This window comes from Microbacterium sp. Be9 (assembly GCF_011754135.1).
Taxonomy (GTDB): Bacteria; Actinomycetota; Actinomycetes; order Actinomycetales; family Microbacteriaceae; genus Microbacterium; species Microbacterium maritypicum_A.
On record NZ_WNWT01000008.1, the window covers coordinates 13337 to 28322 of the forward strand.

Annotated in this window: 15 protein-coding genes; 5 read left to right on the plus strand and 10 right to left on the minus strand. The window is 65.0% G+C overall.

The features are described 5' to 3' along the window. Window positions 1–12: 12 nt before the first annotated feature. Window positions 13–243 (minus strand): hypothetical protein, encoded by a 231-nt coding sequence (locus GLO27_RS18915; RefSeq protein WP_167256488.1) that lies wholly within the window; start codon window positions 241–243, stop codon window positions 13–15. 87 nt (window positions 244–330) lie between these two features. Here GLO27_RS18915 and GLO27_RS18920 point away from each other — a divergent pair, with 87 nt between their 5' ends. The 3 genes from GLO27_RS18920 to GLO27_RS18930 all read left to right on the plus strand — a co-directional run bounded on the left by GLO27_RS18920 (window position 331) and on the right by GLO27_RS18930 (window position 4210). Next, window positions 331–804 carry a helix-turn-helix domain-containing protein gene (locus tag GLO27_RS18920; RefSeq protein WP_208323985.1) on the plus strand — a complete coding sequence of 158 codons (474 nt, stop codon included), beginning with the start codon at window positions 331–333 and terminating at the stop codon, window positions 802–804. A 257-nt stretch (window positions 805–1061) separates the two neighbouring features. Continuing rightward, window positions 1062–3866 (plus strand): DNA methyltransferase, encoded by a 2805-nt coding sequence (locus GLO27_RS18925; RefSeq protein WP_347878415.1) that lies wholly within the window; start codon window positions 1062–1064, stop codon window positions 3864–3866. After that, window positions 3863–4210 carry a hypothetical protein gene (locus GLO27_RS18930; protein WP_167256492.1) on the plus strand — a complete coding sequence of 116 codons (348 nt, stop codon included), beginning with the start codon at window positions 3863–3865 and terminating at the stop codon, window positions 4208–4210. Before GLO27_RS18925 ends, GLO27_RS18930 begins: the two co-directional genes overlap by 4 nt. A gap of 9 nt (window positions 4211–4219) precedes the next feature. Here GLO27_RS18930 and GLO27_RS18935 read toward each other — a convergent pair whose 3' ends face one another. The 4 genes from GLO27_RS18935 to GLO27_RS18950 all read right to left on the minus strand — a co-directional run bounded on the left by GLO27_RS18935 (window position 4220) and on the right by GLO27_RS18950 (window position 6742). Further along, window positions 4220–4537: a hypothetical protein gene (locus tag GLO27_RS18935; RefSeq protein ID WP_167256494.1), complete on the minus strand. Its 318-nt coding sequence runs from the start codon at window positions 4535–4537 to the stop codon at window positions 4220–4222. Beyond that, a complete protein-coding gene (locus GLO27_RS18940; RefSeq protein ID WP_167256496.1) occupies window positions 4534–5295 on the minus strand; it encodes an HNH endonuclease family protein in 762 nt (253 codons plus the stop codon). The genes GLO27_RS18935 and GLO27_RS18940 overlap by 4 nt, the downstream gene beginning before the upstream one ends. A 317-nt stretch (window positions 5296–5612) precedes the next feature. Then, entirely contained in the window at window positions 5613–5846 is a 234-nt protein-coding gene (locus GLO27_RS18945) for a hypothetical protein (RefSeq protein WP_167256498.1), read from the minus strand. Continuing rightward, entirely contained in the window at window positions 5846–6742 is an 897-nt protein-coding gene (locus tag GLO27_RS18950; RefSeq protein ID WP_167256500.1) for a hypothetical protein, read from the minus strand. The genes GLO27_RS18945 and GLO27_RS18950 overlap by 1 nt, the downstream gene beginning before the upstream one ends. Window positions 6743–7091: 349 nt before the next feature. Between GLO27_RS18950 and GLO27_RS18955 the strand changes: the two genes are divergently transcribed. Together GLO27_RS18955 and GLO27_RS18960 are read left to right on the plus strand one after the other, a co-directional pair. Then, on the plus strand, window positions 7092–7406 hold the full coding sequence (locus tag GLO27_RS18955; protein WP_167256502.1) for a hypothetical protein: 315 nt from the start codon (window positions 7092–7094) through the stop codon (window positions 7404–7406). A gap of 110 nt (window positions 7407–7516) precedes the next feature. Then, entirely contained in the window at window positions 7517–8569 is a 1053-nt protein-coding gene (locus tag GLO27_RS18960; protein WP_208323986.1) for a PDDEXK nuclease domain-containing protein, read from the plus strand. A 320-nt stretch (window positions 8570–8889) separates the two neighbouring features. Here GLO27_RS18960 and GLO27_RS18965 read toward each other — a convergent pair whose 3' ends face one another. The 5 genes from GLO27_RS18965 to GLO27_RS18985 form a co-directional block, all read right to left on the minus strand. Continuing rightward, entirely contained in the window at window positions 8890–9561 is a 672-nt protein-coding gene (locus GLO27_RS18965) for a DUF3800 domain-containing protein (protein WP_167256504.1), read from the minus strand. 20 nt (window positions 9562–9581) lie between these two features. Continuing rightward, window positions 9582–10382, minus strand: coding sequence for an ArsR family transcriptional regulator (locus GLO27_RS18970; protein ID WP_167256506.1), 801 nt, complete (start codon window positions 10380–10382; stop codon window positions 9582–9584). Window positions 10383–10665: 283 nt separating this feature from the next. Beyond that, window positions 10666–11265 (minus strand): prepilin peptidase, encoded by a 600-nt coding sequence (locus GLO27_RS18975; protein ID WP_208323988.1) that lies wholly within the window; start codon window positions 11263–11265, stop codon window positions 10666–10668. Window positions 11266–11270: 5 nt separating this feature from the next. After that, a complete protein-coding gene (locus GLO27_RS18980) occupies window positions 11271–14261 on the minus strand; it encodes a LysM peptidoglycan-binding domain-containing protein (RefSeq protein WP_167256510.1) in 2991 nt (996 codons plus the stop codon). A gap of 17 nt (window positions 14262–14278) precedes the next feature. Beyond that, window positions 14279–14980, minus strand: coding sequence for a hypothetical protein (locus tag GLO27_RS18985; RefSeq protein ID WP_243844955.1), 702 nt, complete (start codon window positions 14978–14980; stop codon window positions 14279–14281). Window positions 14981–14986 lie beyond the last annotated feature (6 nt).

Sequence of the window (14986 nt, forward strand, 5' to 3'; positions counted from 1 at the left end):
GCATCCGAGGAGTCAGGAGGCCAACGACTGGTGACGTTCGCGGTAGGAGCTGAGGGCTTTCGTCACGCCGCGCTCGGTCATCTTGAGCAGCTGCGCGACCTCGCGCAAGGTCATCGGCGGAGTCTGCGATCGGGCCAACTCGATGAGTTCATCGCGGCGATCGATCACCTCTTTCTGCTTTGCGAGCTCCACGGCGACTGCCTGGAGCTCCTGGCGGATCTCGTTGACATTGGTGGGGGTCATGGGAACGAGGTTACGGAACTGAGTTCCTGTTCCGCTGCACCTGGCCGCGTGTCGCCCCGTGTCCGCGTGGAGGTTATATTCGTGAACATGAGCGAACCCGACCTCCTCGACAGCGTGCAGGTGGCGGCGCGACTGGGGATCTCCGTCGGCGCCGTCTACAAGCTCCGCACGCAGAACGACCTGTTCCCCTACCCTGAGCGGTACAGCGGACGTTCTCCTCTGTACTCGGCCGCGGCCATCGATGAGTTCATGGCTCGTCGATCGAATCGTGGGCCGTCCACGAGCGGGCGACGGCCCCGCCTGATTCCGGCCGGCGTCGTCGATACAAGCGTCTTCGCTGAGCGTCTGCGCCAGAGCATCGCCGCCGGCGACGGCGCCCCCGAGATCACGACTCAGGCGGAGCTCATCGACATGCTCGGGTTGAACGTCGTCACCTTCGGACAGCGCATGAGAGGCCGCACCAGCTGGAAGGACTCCGAGCTGGAGCTCATCGGGAAGCACTTGGCCGTCGAAGTCTCCGACGCGAACGATGTCGTCAACGCGGCCCGGGCGGCACGTTAGCCTCACTCTGCTTGCACCTGGTCGGATGTTCTCTGTCACATCCATAAGGGGTGCCTCTCACATCCACAAACCGACAAACTCGCTTTGTTCTCGCATGCGAGCTGCCCGACACAGGTGTGACCGACTACCGGCGGGCCGCGTGCTACCCCCGGCCTGAGAGAGGATCCATGCGCGAATCTTGGCACGATTCCTCTGGGCCGCGCGGGAGACAACCCTGCGTCCAAGGCTGAATGGTGTGTTCCCGATAACGTGTGGATGTGGCCAAGACCCTGTCGATGAATGAGATCCGCTCGCGCGCTGCGCGCTTCGCTCGCGACTGGAAGGACGAACCGGGCGATGAGCGCCAGCAGGCCCAGTCCTTCGTCCGAGATCTACTCGGCGTCTACGGGATCACCGAGACCCGCGCTGCGTTCTATGAGAAACGAGTCAAGCGCTCATCGACCGGATCACGCGGCTACATCGACGCACTGATCCCTGGCCTGGCGCTGATCGAGATGAAGTCGGCCGGCAAGGATCTCGCGGACGCCGAGCAACAGGCACTCGACTACATCGACGATCTCCCCGATCCCGAGGTGCCCCGATGGGTGATCACGAGCGACTTCCGTCGATTCCGGCTCCTGGATCTCCACTCTGAGACCGGAGCGGCGCCGACCGAGTTCGAGCTCAGCGAGCTGCGGGAGCAGGCAGACAAGCTTGCCTTCCTCGCCGGATACGGAGAGCGGACGTTCGGGTCGAAGGCACAGGAATCGGCGTCGATCAAGGCTGCGAAGCTGATGGCATCGCTGTACGAGGCACTCGAGGGATCCGGGTACGACGATCACGAGGCCAGCGTGTTCCTTGTGCGCACACTGTTCGCGCTCTACGCCGACGATGCCGGCCTCTGGGACCGGGATCTTTTCCTCGAGTTCCTCGAGACCCGCACGGCCGAGGACGGCTCAGATCTCGGCCCGCAGCTGTCGCTGTTGTACCAGGTGATGGGCCGCGAGCCGGGGCGCCGGCAGTCGAACCTCGACGAGCTGATCGCCCGCTTCCCCTACGTCAACGGAGGCATCTTCGAAGAACCGCTCTCCATCCCGTCGTTCGACACTGGCATGCGCAAGCGCCTCACCGACGCGGCCATGTTCAACTGGTCCGCGATCTCGCCGGCGATCTTCGGCAGCCTCTTCCAGGCCGTCAAGGACAAGACCGCACGCCGTGAGCTCGGCGAGCACTACACGACCGAGACCAACATCATGAAGGTCATCGGGCCGATGTTCCTCGACGAGCTCCGGCAACGATTCACCGACGGCTATCACGACACCGCCAAGCTCAAGAAGCTCCGCGCGGACATGGGCCTGATGCGGTTCCTTGACCCCGCATGTGGGTGCGGGAATTTCCTCGTGATCGGCTACCGCCAAATGCGAGCCCTGGATCTCGAGGTATTGCTACGAATCCAGGAGCTGTCGGGCGAGACTGCCCGGACGATGTTCTTCACCGAGGAGCACCTCGCAGTGAAGCTATCCAGCTTCCACGGCATCGAGCTCGAGGAATGGCCGGCGCAAATCGCAGCGACCGCGCTGCACCTGGTCGAGCATCAGGCGAACCAGGCAATGGAGCTCGCGCTCGGCGCCGCGCCGGATCCGCTGCCGCTGGACAAGCTCCGCAGCATCATCGTCGGCAACGCGCTACGCATCGACTGGTCTGAGGCTGTTGAGCCATGCGAGCACCTGTACGTGATGGGAAACCCTCCGTTCCTAGGCCATGCGACGAGGTCGACTGAACAAGCCCAAGAGCTACGCGAGGTGTGGCGGCGTGATGATATCGGCCGGCTTGACTATGTCACGGGCTGGTACGCAAAGGCGCTCGAGCTACTAGGCCGTCCTGGCTACGGCGGAGAGTTTGCCTTCGTGTCGACGAACTCAATCGCTCAGGGTGAGCCAGTACCCGCGCTTTTCCGCCCGCTGTTTGACGGAGGCTGGCGAATCAAATTCGCACATCGCACGTTCGCATGGACCAGCGAAGCACCGGGAGCGGCAGCGGTGCACTGCTCAGTAATCGGATTCGACAAAGACCAAAGGACGCGAGCTCGGCTGTTCGACTACTCCGGAGACCTGCGCGGCGAGCCGCACGAAAAACCGGTGACGGAGCAGCTCAACGGATATCTCGTGGACGGCCCAAATGTTCTCGTTGAACAGCGCCGCACCACGCTGTCGCCAGATCTTCCACCGATGGTGTTCGGCAACATGGCACGCGACGACGGCAACCTACTCGTTGAGCCCGAGGACTACGACACGGTCGCCGCTGACCCTGTGGCCGCGAAATACCTTCGTCCGTTCGTGGGCGCACGCCAACTGATCCACAACGAACCTCGCTGGTGTCTGTGGCTGGTCGATCTCGACCCGAGCGACATCGCGCGTTCCCCGATCCTGCGCTACCGACTGGACGCCATCCGCGCTTTCCGTGTCGCTTCGAAAGCTGCGTCTACGCGCCAGATGGCCGAAACACCTCATCTGTTCGGCCAACGATCGCAGCCTGAGACCCCATATGTGTGCGTTCCACGGCACGCGAGCGAGACCCGGAAGCACTTTCCGACCGCTTTGTTCGGCCCCGAGGTCATCTGCGGCGACGCCAACTTCAAGGCAGATGATCCTGATGGGCTCGCATTCGGGGTGATCTCCTCCTCCGCGTTCATCACGTGGCAGCGCACAATCGGTGGTCGACTCGAGTCACGTCTGCGGTTCTCGAACACTCTGACGTGGAACACGTTTCCGCTCCCGGCTCTGAGCGATACACAGCGGACCGCGATCATTCTCGGCGGCCAGGCAGTACTGCAGGCCCGCGCGCTGCGTCCCGAACGATCACTCGCGGATCATTACAACCCGTTGGCTATGGCCCCGGAGCTGCTGCACGCTCATCGACAGCTCGACTCGGCGCTCGACAAAGCGCTGGGGATGCGCGGCACGGCTACTGAGGATTCGAGACTGCGTGCGCTGTTCACGAACTATCAACAACTCATCACCGCCGGCGAACTGGTGATGCCAGCAAAGCCTACGCGGCAACGGCGGGCGAAAGCCGCATCGTGAGTGCGCCGACGAACGGCTGGCCTTACGCAACCGTTCTCGTCGACGGAGAGATCACGGTCGACGAGGAGGGTGAGAACCAGACGTGCGAATGCGGAAACGACTCCCAGACCGAGAACTGGGGCCATGCGACGAATGACGGTCGGCTGTCGTGGACGGCGGATGGATCTTCGGACCCGTCAGAGTTCGCGGTGTGCCCTGTCTGCGGACGGGTGTACGCCAACCTGACTCTGTTCGAGGCGCAGGGCAGCACCGCCGCGGCGATCGTCCGCTATGACACGACCAGTCCTGCATTCATCGAGGATCTCCGCCGTTACAACCACGACGCTTACGGAGACCCTCTGTAGACGTCGAGGCTAACCGCTTAGCCTCGATCGGCTTAGAAGGGCAAGGATCTGTGCAGCACCGTCGCCTGGAGCGAGCGTGGCCAGGTTCAGAGATTGCAAGTCGGCGGCGTCGAGACGGAGGGTGCGCTGCAGTGGGATGCCTTCGATCTTGGCGAGCTGGTGAACCGCCCGCTCAGCGGGGTGGTCGCGCTCGGGGCAGAGGAAGGGCTCGGCGAGGAGCTCAGCGAGATCGCTCCAATACAGCAGTTCTTCGATATTGGCGATGACGTACGCTCGCGCGATCGCGTGCTGCTCGTCGGTGATGGTGAGGGTGGTGGGGTCGGTCATTCTGACACCGCGCATTCGTTGAGGGTGGTCACGAGGGCGTCGCGATCGGCCGCGCTGACGGCCAGCCCCCATTCGGCGGCGATCTGGGCGTACTTCGTCACGTAGGTGCACCGATAGATGGTCAGGGGGAGCCAGTCAGCGGGACCGGAGTCCTGCTTGGACTGATTAGCGATGCCATCGACGGCGATGACGTTGTCGAGGTCGTTGGCGAACTTCAGTCGCTGCTCATCGCTCCAGCTCCACGCTCCCCCGACGTGTGCTGCCTTGAGGCTGATGATGTGCTCGCCCTGCACGCCCTGGCTGCCGGGGTTGCCGGGTTCGGCGACCCGGTCATGCTGGAAGGTGATGCGCTTGCCGGTGTACGGGTCAACCTCAAGCACTCCGCGGAGGACCGTGCATCGATTGCTCGCCATCTCGACATCGACAAGATCTCGTGCGAGCACGTCATCGCGCTGTCTGCAGCCGTTCCCGTCGACATCGGCCCAGGCGGGGCCGAACGAGGCTCGAACGTAGGCGGGGATCTCGGACTCGTCGACGACAAGGGGAAGGACTGCCGCGAGCGCCGCGGTGTCGGCGTAGGGCGATGCGCTGACTTCGACGGCAGTGGGTGGCGATGCTGGCTCCGCTGCGGGTGTGGAGGCGGCGGGAGGGGGCTGGGCTTCCTGGAGCCCGGGGAGGGTGCTGAAAGAGGTGATGGCAAGTGCGATCAGGGCGACGGCGGCGACGGTGATGGTCTTGATCTTGGTGGTGGTGCGCATCGGGGATCCTTGGTCCGGGGGCGGCGGTCAGGTCATAGTGGCGGCGGACGGTGTAGCCCGGGGACTCGACGCAGGCGGCGTTCGGGGCGATGGATTTGCCGGCCACGCGTGCGTGCGGCATCAGATCCTCGAATCATGCACGCGAAGGGCGAGCTGCTCGACGAGCTGCAGGAGGCGATCGAAAGCTGCCTCCATCGATGGCGTGAGTGGTTCTCCATCCACCCGTCGGCAGACGAGCTGGAAGAGACGGAAACTCCAGCTGGCGGTGACGGATGTCCCACATTCGGTCGACATCCGTGCGCTCAGATCCGCGGTCGTCACATCCATGCCTTCAGCCCTTTCGCCTCGCGAAGCATCGCTCGAGTAATTCGGGCGTCCGGCCCGAGCCGGAACAGTGCCCGGTAATGCACGTAGGCGCGGTAGGCGCGCTCGCAGGTGAGATCCACCCGGCTCTCCCGATTTGGGCATGCACCTTTGCTCTTGCACCCAGCCTTATACCCCGAAGCTGTGCCGTGCTTGGCCGCCTCCAGGGAGTCGAGGATCTTGCTCATCACGCAGCCTTCGCGTGCGCACGCAGCCGCTCAACGTGACGAGGAGTGATTCCGAGCACGGGTGCAATCGCGCTGGTGTAGATCCTCGCGTCGGACGCACGATCGATGACGATCTGCCGCTCGAACAGGGTGAGACGCACGGGCTCGCCACGTGGCGCGAGCTCGACCGCGACCTCATCGACGAGTACCGGCTCAGAACTCGCATCCGCCGGAGCGTCATCGAGATCCATGTCGTCCCATGCGAGCGCCGGCAACCACCCCTCCGCCTGCGCTCGCCGCATGGTGATGGTTCGGACGGCGCACTGGATCGGGGTGTCGGTCGGGGGCTCTTTGTCCCAGAGCTCTTCGAAGAGGGCGGTGATTGCACGGTTGGTGGAGCTGAAGACACGAGGGGAGGTCAGGACTCGGTCGAGCCTGTGTCGGTCGAGGTCGCAGCGATCGGCGAGGTACTGGATCGCCCAGCCTTTCAGCCCGAGCGCCTGCAGGCGTCGGCGTGCTCCTCGTGAATCCACCCGGTGGCCGTCGGGAACAGTGGTCAGGTCGGGCGTGACGGCGAGCAGCTTCTCGGTGGTCGCCTGATAGATGCGGAAGGGCGTGCTGCGCTTGCGTGGGATCCGTCGGTTCATGATGTTGTGGACGGTGCTCAGGTCGATGCCGGCGGCGGCCGCGATCGCGGCAGGCGTCATGCCGGCCATGACCAGGTCTCCGAGGTGGATTTGCACGGGGCGGGCATCGATCAGCGTTCCCGTCGGGCGGCCGTAGGCGACGAGCTTCTTGTACTCGTAGCAACGAATCCGGTTGGCGTCCTTGCAGTCGAAGCACGCGCACTTGTGGCTCCGGTAGCAGGTCGGCGTCTCACCGTGCTTGTGGTCGGCCGGGCAAGTGTTGGTCCGCATAGTCCCTCCTACAAATGATCTTCCCGAATATAACTTGATCTTCCCGAATATAACTATTGGCGGAGAGCTTTGCAACACTCCCTCACCGACAAGGGGTGCCGAGAGGGCTTCGAAACCGACAAACCCGCGCGGATCCCGCGGCACGCGGAGAGAATCTCCGCTGCTTCAGAGGTCACTAAGTGGCCTCTTGAGCACGGCGCGATACCGTCACCCCGAGCCAGATCCGTACTCGTCGGACAGGTGTGAGGCCGCCAGCACGCGGTACTTTAGATACGTATTCAATCGCCGGGAGAGCGCTGTGGGACTGGAAGTGCGACGTGTAGAAGGGGTCACACGGCACAATGGTGAGATGCCCAGACTCGTCGCCGCGTCATCAGACATGCCGCCGAATGCCGCGCGCGCACAACGGGCAATAGCGGCCACGACTCGCATCGAAGTGCTGCACTACCTCTTGAAGCACCCGGGGTCCACCGTCAACGAGATCGTGGTGGGTAGCGAGCTTGCCAGAGAAACAGTTCGGGCGGCTTTGGAAGATCTCGAGGAGACGTACGTGTCAGGGACCGTGGAGCGCGGTAGGCGCCGCGGCCGCCACGTCACCTTCTCCGTCGATCGCGCAACGCTCGCGCAGGACTTGGGCTCGCTCTCGGCCTATCTACTGGGCTAGCACCGGCGAGATGGGGCGGCGCTTGCACCAACACCTGGAGGAGCCGCAGCCTACGCATTGATAGTCCAGCAGACTGCTGGACTATCAATGCGTCCCCTACGGTGGAGGACATGATGGCTGACCTGGTGCCCGACGACTACGCGGCCACTCTCGAGGAACTGAAGCGGCAGGTGCACGACGCACGCTATAAGGCGCAGCGGAAAGTGAACACCGAGCTGATGCGGTTGTACTGGCGCATAGGGCGAACCATCAGCGATCGCCAAGCACGCGAAGGGTGGGGGTCGAGAGTAATCGAGCGGCTTGCGAAGGATCTACGTGGCTCGTTCCCCGCGATGAAGGGTTTCTCGCGAGCAAATCTCTTCTATATGCGACGTGTCGCTGAGGCTTGGTCGGATGAGGAGGAATTTGTCCAGCAGGCTGCTGGACAAATTCCATGGACGCAGCTCACCCTCATCATAGACAAGCTCGACGACCAGGAGCTGCGCGACTGGTACGCAGCGAAAGCCGCGCATCATGGGTGGACCCGAGCCCTACTCACCCACCAGATAGCGACTCGACTGCACGCGCGGGAGGGCGCCGCCCCATCGAACTTTGCTGGAGCGCTCGAAATGGTCGACTCCGGTATCGCTCAGGAGATCACCAAAGATCCCTACGCGCTGCAGTTCCTCGCCATCGACAGCGATTCCTCCGAACGCGAGCTCGAGCAACGCATGATTGATCGAATCCTCGACACTATGCGCGAGCTCGGGCCAGGCCTCGCGTTCGTCGGCCGCCAGGTGCATTTCGACGTCGACGGCGACGACTTCTATGTCGACCTGCTGTTCTTCCATGTCGAACAATTGCGATACGTCGTGATCGAACTCAAGGTCACCAAGTTCGAACCGCGCGATGCCGGCCAGATCGGGTTCTACGTTGCCCTCGTCGACGACCGCCTCCGGAAACCCGAGATCCACCAGCCAACCATCGGGATCCTGCTCGTCGCCGAAAAGAACGACACCGTCGTCCGCTACGCACTCGCGGGCTCTGACCATCCGGTAGCAGTGAGTAGGTACGAGCTCACCCTCGAAGACCAGAAGTCACTACCAGATGAGGACACAATCACTCGCGCGTTCGAGGACGAGCTCGCGCTCGAGGCAAGTAATGACGACGACGAATCTCTCTAAGACGTGCCCCCCACCGTTCTTGGCCACAGGCCGTCCCACCGCCGTCCTCGTCATCAGCAAAGGGTTCATCTGACATCGAGCCGATCAGTTGCCATCGGCGCTCTCCGGGCACGGTCACCCTGCGCGCCGCCAGGCCTAGGTGGACTACCTCGAGAGGAATCTCTCCAGCACACGCGCGCTCCCGCCTCCGCGTCGTTTCACGAGGCTGCCGGTCACCAGCCGCTCGTGGGCTGAGACTCAGCCCACAGAATCAGGTAGGCTGTAGGAGCGGACCCGCCCAGTGAACACTGGCCAACGGGTCCAGCTTCTTTTTTCTGGGCTCATACAGCGAGCGCTCCATCGTTCACGTCGACCGCACTGAGAGACGGATACCAAGGCCACGCGAACCGCTTCTCCGGCAGCTGCAGAACGTGCTGGTAGCCGGCGTAGGCAACGAGATCGGCGAACTGCACCAGGTGGCTGCTGTGCGAGTGCTGGAACGCGGGATCCTCGATGAGGGAACGGGTAGCGAGCCTGAGCTCTCGGTGTGCCGCAACATAGCTGCGGTCGGTGCCATCCCCATCCATGTAGAGAATGCCGAGATCCCCCGCAGCCGTGAGGCGCTGATCCAGCCGGGTGACAAGTTCACCGTAGACACGTGAACGCTCGTCAGCAAAGGCCCGCCCGCGCAGCGACGTCTGCGAATACACGGTCCCCACCGACAGCCAAGGTGCTGCCGCGAGCATCCGGAACGCGTCGTCGACGACGAGCGACCGTTTCGCCTTGTGGCGGTTCCACGAAGGATCGAGCGACGGATCGCCGCGGCCATTGACGAACTTGGTGGCATGCAGCTCGTAAGTCACCGGGATCTGCTGCTCACGAGCGAGCCGGTGCCGCCAGTCCAGCACTTCACGCAGCGCGACCTGCCAATCGTCGATGCGCAGCTCCAGCCAGCTGAAGGTCGCGTAGCCGCTGCGCTCGGCACCGGAGTCGTCGACGTAGATGAGCCGCACGGGCTTCGATGGTGGGGGGTTCATGATGTCTCCTGGGATTCGGGTGTCGCGTCCAGCGCTCGCTGCGCCTCACGCTCGGCGCGCGCGCTCGCGGCCTTCTTACGGCGGGCGGCGCGCGAGGTGTGGCCGTAGACGCCGGTGAGCGAGTAGTACATGTGGGTGGTGCTTCCTGTGGGTGAGAGTGGGGCGGGCCTGACATCTGGGCGGCGCTTGAGGAGGCGCTCCGCGAGAAGTTCCGTGATGCCTTTCTGCGCCGATTTGGCGCTGATCCCGTACCACTCGGGCATGTGTTCATAGGGGAGCCAGACCTCCTTGGTCTTCTTCGAGTTGGTCTCTTTCGCAATGACGAGCAGCATCACGAGGGCAGGGAGGGAGAGCTTGGCGAACAGGCCGTCGGTCCAGAATTCGTCGGGGAGGGAGAAGTAGGCGTTGTACCTGTCTCGGCGCCCTCCGGGGACGTCGTAGCCTGCAGCGCCGTCCTCACGGCGAGGCCGTGGTCGACGCAACCGCCCCTCCTTCTTCGGCAGCTCCACCAGTCCGAGATCCGCGAGCTCGGCCCATGTGCGGGAGAGCGTCGACGGCGTCCAGGTGAGACCGCTCTTGGAGGTGAGTGCGCGGATCCAGATCGATCCCTCGAGTGGGTTTCGGCGCTCCTCCAGCCAGGGCCAGCAGGTGAGCAGGAGCAGATAGAGCAGCAGCGCTCGGTGCTTCCGTTCGTGCAGCATCTTCGATACCGTCGATGCTCTCGGGGCGCCACGCTCGGGCAACTGGACGAGGATGCTGCGGATCTGGGTGTACCTCCTTCGGGACAGTGTCGTCATGGCCTCCCTCGTTTGCTCGGGAGTGGCAGTGGTCGTTTCGGAACTCATGAGGAGATCGAACCATATTCGCCGTTCACCACTCGGCGATCCGGCGAAGTCCCACTTGCGGTTTCGCACCACACAGTGCGATTCACCGCTGCGATTCGCCGTTGCGACTCGTTGCGACTCGATGCGATTCCCCATTCACGATTGCGTACAACCGGTGACCACTCGGAGGGCCAGTTGCCGTCCGTGAGCAAGTCGAGGAACTGATCGCCTCGTTGCCGTCTGCGGCGTGTCGCGGCTAGGCCGGGAGCAGTGCGGGGCCGGCGAGCATCGATCCGACGAAGAGAACTATGCCGGCGATCGCGAGGGATGGCCCGTGAGGGTGCTTGGCCGCTCGGCCGCGAACGCGACGGGCCATGACCCTGACCGCGCTGATGATGAAGGCGATGGGGAGCAAGTACAGCGTGAGGAGCCCGGCATAGGGGGCGATGGTCAGCGCGAGTGCGCCGGCGAACTTGATGTCACCGAATCCGCCGCTCTTGGTAAGCGCGAGAAGGGCGTAGAGGGATGCGAGGATTACGGCGGTCACCCCCGCGATGACGAGAGGAGCGGTGTCGTGCCGCCACGCGGAGATGCCGATCGCCTGGATGATCCCGAACACGGCCAGTGCCCCGGTGAGCCGGTTGGGGAGCGTGTGGGTGCGCTCGTCGACGAGAGCGAGACGCGCGGAGAAGACAGCCGTGACGGCGACGACCGCCCACCCGTAAGCGGTGCCGCCCAGGAGAGGCTCTGCGGCGACGAGCAGGAGGCCGAGGGCGCTGGCAAGGGAGATGAGTGTCCACGGCCCCGCAGAGGACTGCCGGGGAGTGTATGCAGGTTCCAGTGGAGCCGTGGACAACCCGGTCATCGTGCCGCGAGCCCGGAGAGCTTTTCGTGGGCGTCGTCAAGCAGCTGCTGGGTGACGTCGTCGATCTCTGCGTCGACGCCGACGACTTCGAACATGACGTCGACGATGGTGTTGAACGCGTCGACGTCGCCAGCGACCATGGCGGTCTCGATCTCCAGCCGCCATCCGGCCTCATTGAGGCGGTCGGCGGACTGAGCGATGCGGGCGGCGAAGCGGGCATCGTCGAACTTGCCGGTGGCGAGGGCGCGGTGGGTGAGTTCGTCGGCTGCGTCGAGGATCGCGGCGCGCATGGTCTCCTCGATCGGTCCTCGCCAGGCCCACCAGGCGAGGCGGCGCTTGAGACCGTCGAAGGGCTGGCCGCGGACGAGGCGGATGGCGCGGATCAGGTTCTCGTTCGGGGTCGTGCTGAGGTCGGGACCGATGAGGTCGCAGAAGTCGTGCCAGTCGGTGCGGATCTGGTTGTGGATGGTGAAGCCAGCGCTGCTGCGGCCCTCGGGGAGGAGCGGCTGACCGAACGGGTCATGGCCGAGGATGCGGCGGAGCTGCTTCGCGAGCTGACGGGCGTTGTTGTTGTCCTTGGAGAACGTGTCCGGCCAGAGCTTCTTCTGCACGAGCGCTCCGGGAACGGAGGGGGTGTTCTGCAGGAGGAGGAAGGCGAGGAACTCGATGCCGCGGCCAGGGATCGCGTCCATGTCGACGTTGAGCGCGTCGACTGGGCCGAGGAGGCGAATGTAGGGGGCGGGCCAGTCGGGGACTTCCACGCTCGGCACGTCGATCTCGGCGGGCGTCTCGTCCGCGCTCTCGTCGACGACGGCCACGGGGGCGTCTTCGGGGATCTCGACCGCTGCGGTGGCGACGGGCTCGGCGGCGGGCACCGCGTCGGCCTCAGTCTCCTCGGCGGTAGGTGCCAGCTCGTCCTCAGCCGTTGCGACGTCGACGAACGCGGCCGTGGTCTCGGCAGGCTCTGCCTCGGCCGCGGCGTGGGCGTGTTCTTGCTCGAGGTCGACCGGCTGGGCTTCGCGGTCGGTGGTGGCGAACAGCGACCGCACGAGTTCCAGTTCTTCCCCCGCCAGGATCTGCGGGCGGAACGGGAGGGGCGGGAGGGCCCCGCCGCTGCGGTACTCGGCTTCTTCCTTCGAGGTCACCTCGACGGTGGCACCGGCTGCCAGCGCGGTCCCCTGGGCGATCGTGGCGATGCCCAGCCGCGGCATCCGTGCGACGAGGTCGGCGAGATCGTCGCGGAGGGAGCCGATCGGAGTCTCTGCCAGGATCACGATGTGCGGCGCCCAGGTCTCGATGTCGGTGGCCCGCGATCGCGCCTCGAGCACTCCCCCGACGCCGTAGGAGTCCAGAGCGTCCCGACGGTCGTCGAGGTCGGCGCGGAGGTTGCGCACGAGAGCGGGGATGTCCGCGACCTGGTGGATGCGGATTCGATCGAGATCCCTGGCCAGCGCATCCTCGAGACCGACGAGGGTGACCTGGATCTCGTCCGACCACGGGTTCGTCGCGAACTCGCACGCCAGCGCGTTCAGCATCCCTCGTGCGATCTCCTCGTCGCCGGTGACGTTGAGGGAACCGATCTGCTCAAGGTCCAGCAGCACGTAGCCGCCCTGTGCATCCGTGCCGATGGTGGCGAGTGCAGGGTACGGGGACACGGTGGGGCGGTCGGGAGCCTGCGCGCGCCCGGGTCGGACGATCCAGGCGGTGCGGTCCTCGTGCATCGACTCGAACGGTTCCGGCAGATCCGCGGGCGCGGCCAGGTACAGCGCCACTTCATCGTCAGCAACCCGGACGGCGAGCAGCTCGGGCAGCTGCTCGCCGTTGTCTTCGGCCCATGCCTGCAGAGTGCGCAGGGCGTTGTCGACGTCGGTGACGCCGATGGGGTTCTCCACCATCCGCATCTCCAGCTCGAGGTCTGCCACCTCGGGCTCCGGCAGAGCGATCCGCTCTCCCTTGACGCGCTTGCGGCGCTGTCGTAGTCGGCGCGCTCCCAACGCACCTAGAAGACCGGCTACGAGCAGCCCTGCGATGCCTCCGGCGGTCATCAGCGGGATCGCGATGTCGGCCTCGTCGGCTGTCTCCGACACGTCGTCGACGGCGGGGGCTTGCTCAACCACCGGACGGTCGATGGATTCACCCATGCCGCGAACGTCCGTGGCTTCACCGGCGCCAGCGCCTCCGCCTGCACCGCCGCCAGCGCCTCCCTCTGCACCGTCCAGGACCGGCGCATCCGTCGTGGGAGCCTGCACCGACTCGTCGGGCGTCGGCGCCGGCGTCGACGGCGCAGGGGCCTCTTCGACCGGAGCCTGCGTGTAGACGCCGGGGATACTGAGCTGCCAGCCGGGCAGGAGGAGATCCGGGTCGGTCAGGCTCTGCCCGTCGGGCTGCACACCCAGGTTCGCGTTGAAGATTTCCACGAATCGCTCGCCCTGGCCGTAGTACTGGACGGCGAGATCCCACAGAGTGTCCCCGTCGACGACCTGGTGCACCACCTGCTGCTGCTCAGGGGCCGCAGGAGGCATCTGCGCGGCCTGAACCATGGCCATGGCACTAGACAAGTCCAGAGGGCTCGCAGAGGCGTCTACGGTGCCGACGGAGTAGGAGTCGGCTGACGCCGGAGCGGGGGCTGAGAGAGCCCCGACGCCACCGGCGAACATGACCGCGACGGCGGCGATCAGACCGGCGGCCAGCTTCTGCTGGCCACGGAAGGCAGCGACCTTCTTCGTGGTCTTGCGTCCGCCCATCGCAGCGACGAGCTCGACGAGGAAGGGGATCGCGAATGCCGCCCACAACACCCAGATGACCAACGGCAGGATCTTCGTGAACATGATCACGTTGCCGTAGTCGGGCGTGAGGGTGACGATCGCGTGCCACTGCTCTGCGGTCGGGAACGGATTCCCCGCGAGCGCCACAAGGGCTGCGGGGATCCCTACGAGGATCCCCGTGAGGAGCAGGAGCGCGCCCGCCCCGGTGAGCAGCTTCTTCATCGTTCGTTCCTTCCGGTTCAACCGCCGAAGGTATCGCCGTCCTGCGACACGTTAACGGACTGCAGCTCACCCACACGGACTGTCGTCGACGTCGTCGTGGTCGGCATCGCGATCCGGCCAGACTGGCCGCCACCGGTCCACTCGACCGCCCACGTCGACGTTGCCGACAGGGTGAAGGTGCCGCCATCGGACTGGTGCTGGTACCGGAATCCGCAGGTGGGCGAGTCGACTGCGGCCTGGTTCGCCATCGCTGCAGCGTCGAAGGGGGTACCAGCACCGCAGCTGCGGGTCTGTCCGTCACCGGATGTCCAGGTGAGCGACTGCACGCTCGCGGTTCCAGAGACGGTCACGCCGCCGTAGGTCGCGGTGCGCGAGATCGGCCCCCACGTGCTCTCCGTCGGCTGATCAACCCACAACCAGACCGGGATACCCACCCAAGTGCGGCGGTACGGAGCCGTGCCTGCAGGGTCATCCGAGTGCACCTTCTGCTCAGGCGCCATTCCAATCTCGATCGGCTTCAGCACGAACGTGCGTGCCAGCATCCCTGCCGCCTGAGCGGGGGTGTACCGGTTCACACCGGGAGGAGGCGTCTCACGCCAGACGCTCGTGCCGTAGCAGAGGCGACCGCCGCAGTCCGCGGGCTCGATCGGCAGGCAGGAGTACCAGGCACCCACGCTGGCATCACGCCCGGTGGGAGCAGGGCGCTGCGGGTCATCCAACGTCCA

Coding starts and splice junctions, on each gene's coding strand:
- GLO27_RS18955 (WP_167256502.1), top strand. CDS start 7,092: ATGCCCAGACTCGTCGCCGCGTCATCAGACATGCCGCCGAATGCCGCG.
- GLO27_RS18970 (WP_167256506.1), bottom strand. CDS start 10,382: ATGACGACACTGTCCCGAAGGAGGTACACCCAGATCCGCAGCATCCTC.
- GLO27_RS18920 (WP_208323985.1), top strand. CDS start 331: ATGAGCGAACCCGACCTCCTCGACAGCGTGCAGGTGGCGGCGCGACTG.
- GLO27_RS18915 (WP_167256488.1), bottom strand. CDS start 243: ATGACCCCCACCAATGTCAACGAGATCCGCCAGGAGCTCCAGGCAGTC.
- GLO27_RS18980 (WP_167256510.1), bottom strand. CDS start 14,261: ATGAAGAAGCTGCTCACCGGGGCGGGCGCGCTCCTGCTCCTCACGGGG.
- GLO27_RS18945 (WP_167256498.1), bottom strand. CDS start 5,846: ATGAGCAAGATCCTCGACTCCCTGGAGGCGGCCAAGCACGGCACAGCT.
- GLO27_RS18950 (WP_167256500.1), bottom strand. CDS start 6,742: ATGCGGACCAACACTTGCCCGGCCGACCACAAGCACGGTGAGACGCCG.
- GLO27_RS18960 (WP_208323986.1), top strand. CDS start 7,517: ATGATGGCTGACCTGGTGCCCGACGACTACGCGGCCACTCTCGAGGAA.
- GLO27_RS18935 (WP_167256494.1), bottom strand. CDS start 4,537: ATGACCGACCCCACCACCCTCACCATCACCGACGAGCAGCACGCGATC.
- GLO27_RS18940 (WP_167256496.1), bottom strand. CDS start 5,295: ATGCGCACCACCACCAAGATCAAGACCATCACCGTCGCCGCCGTCGCC.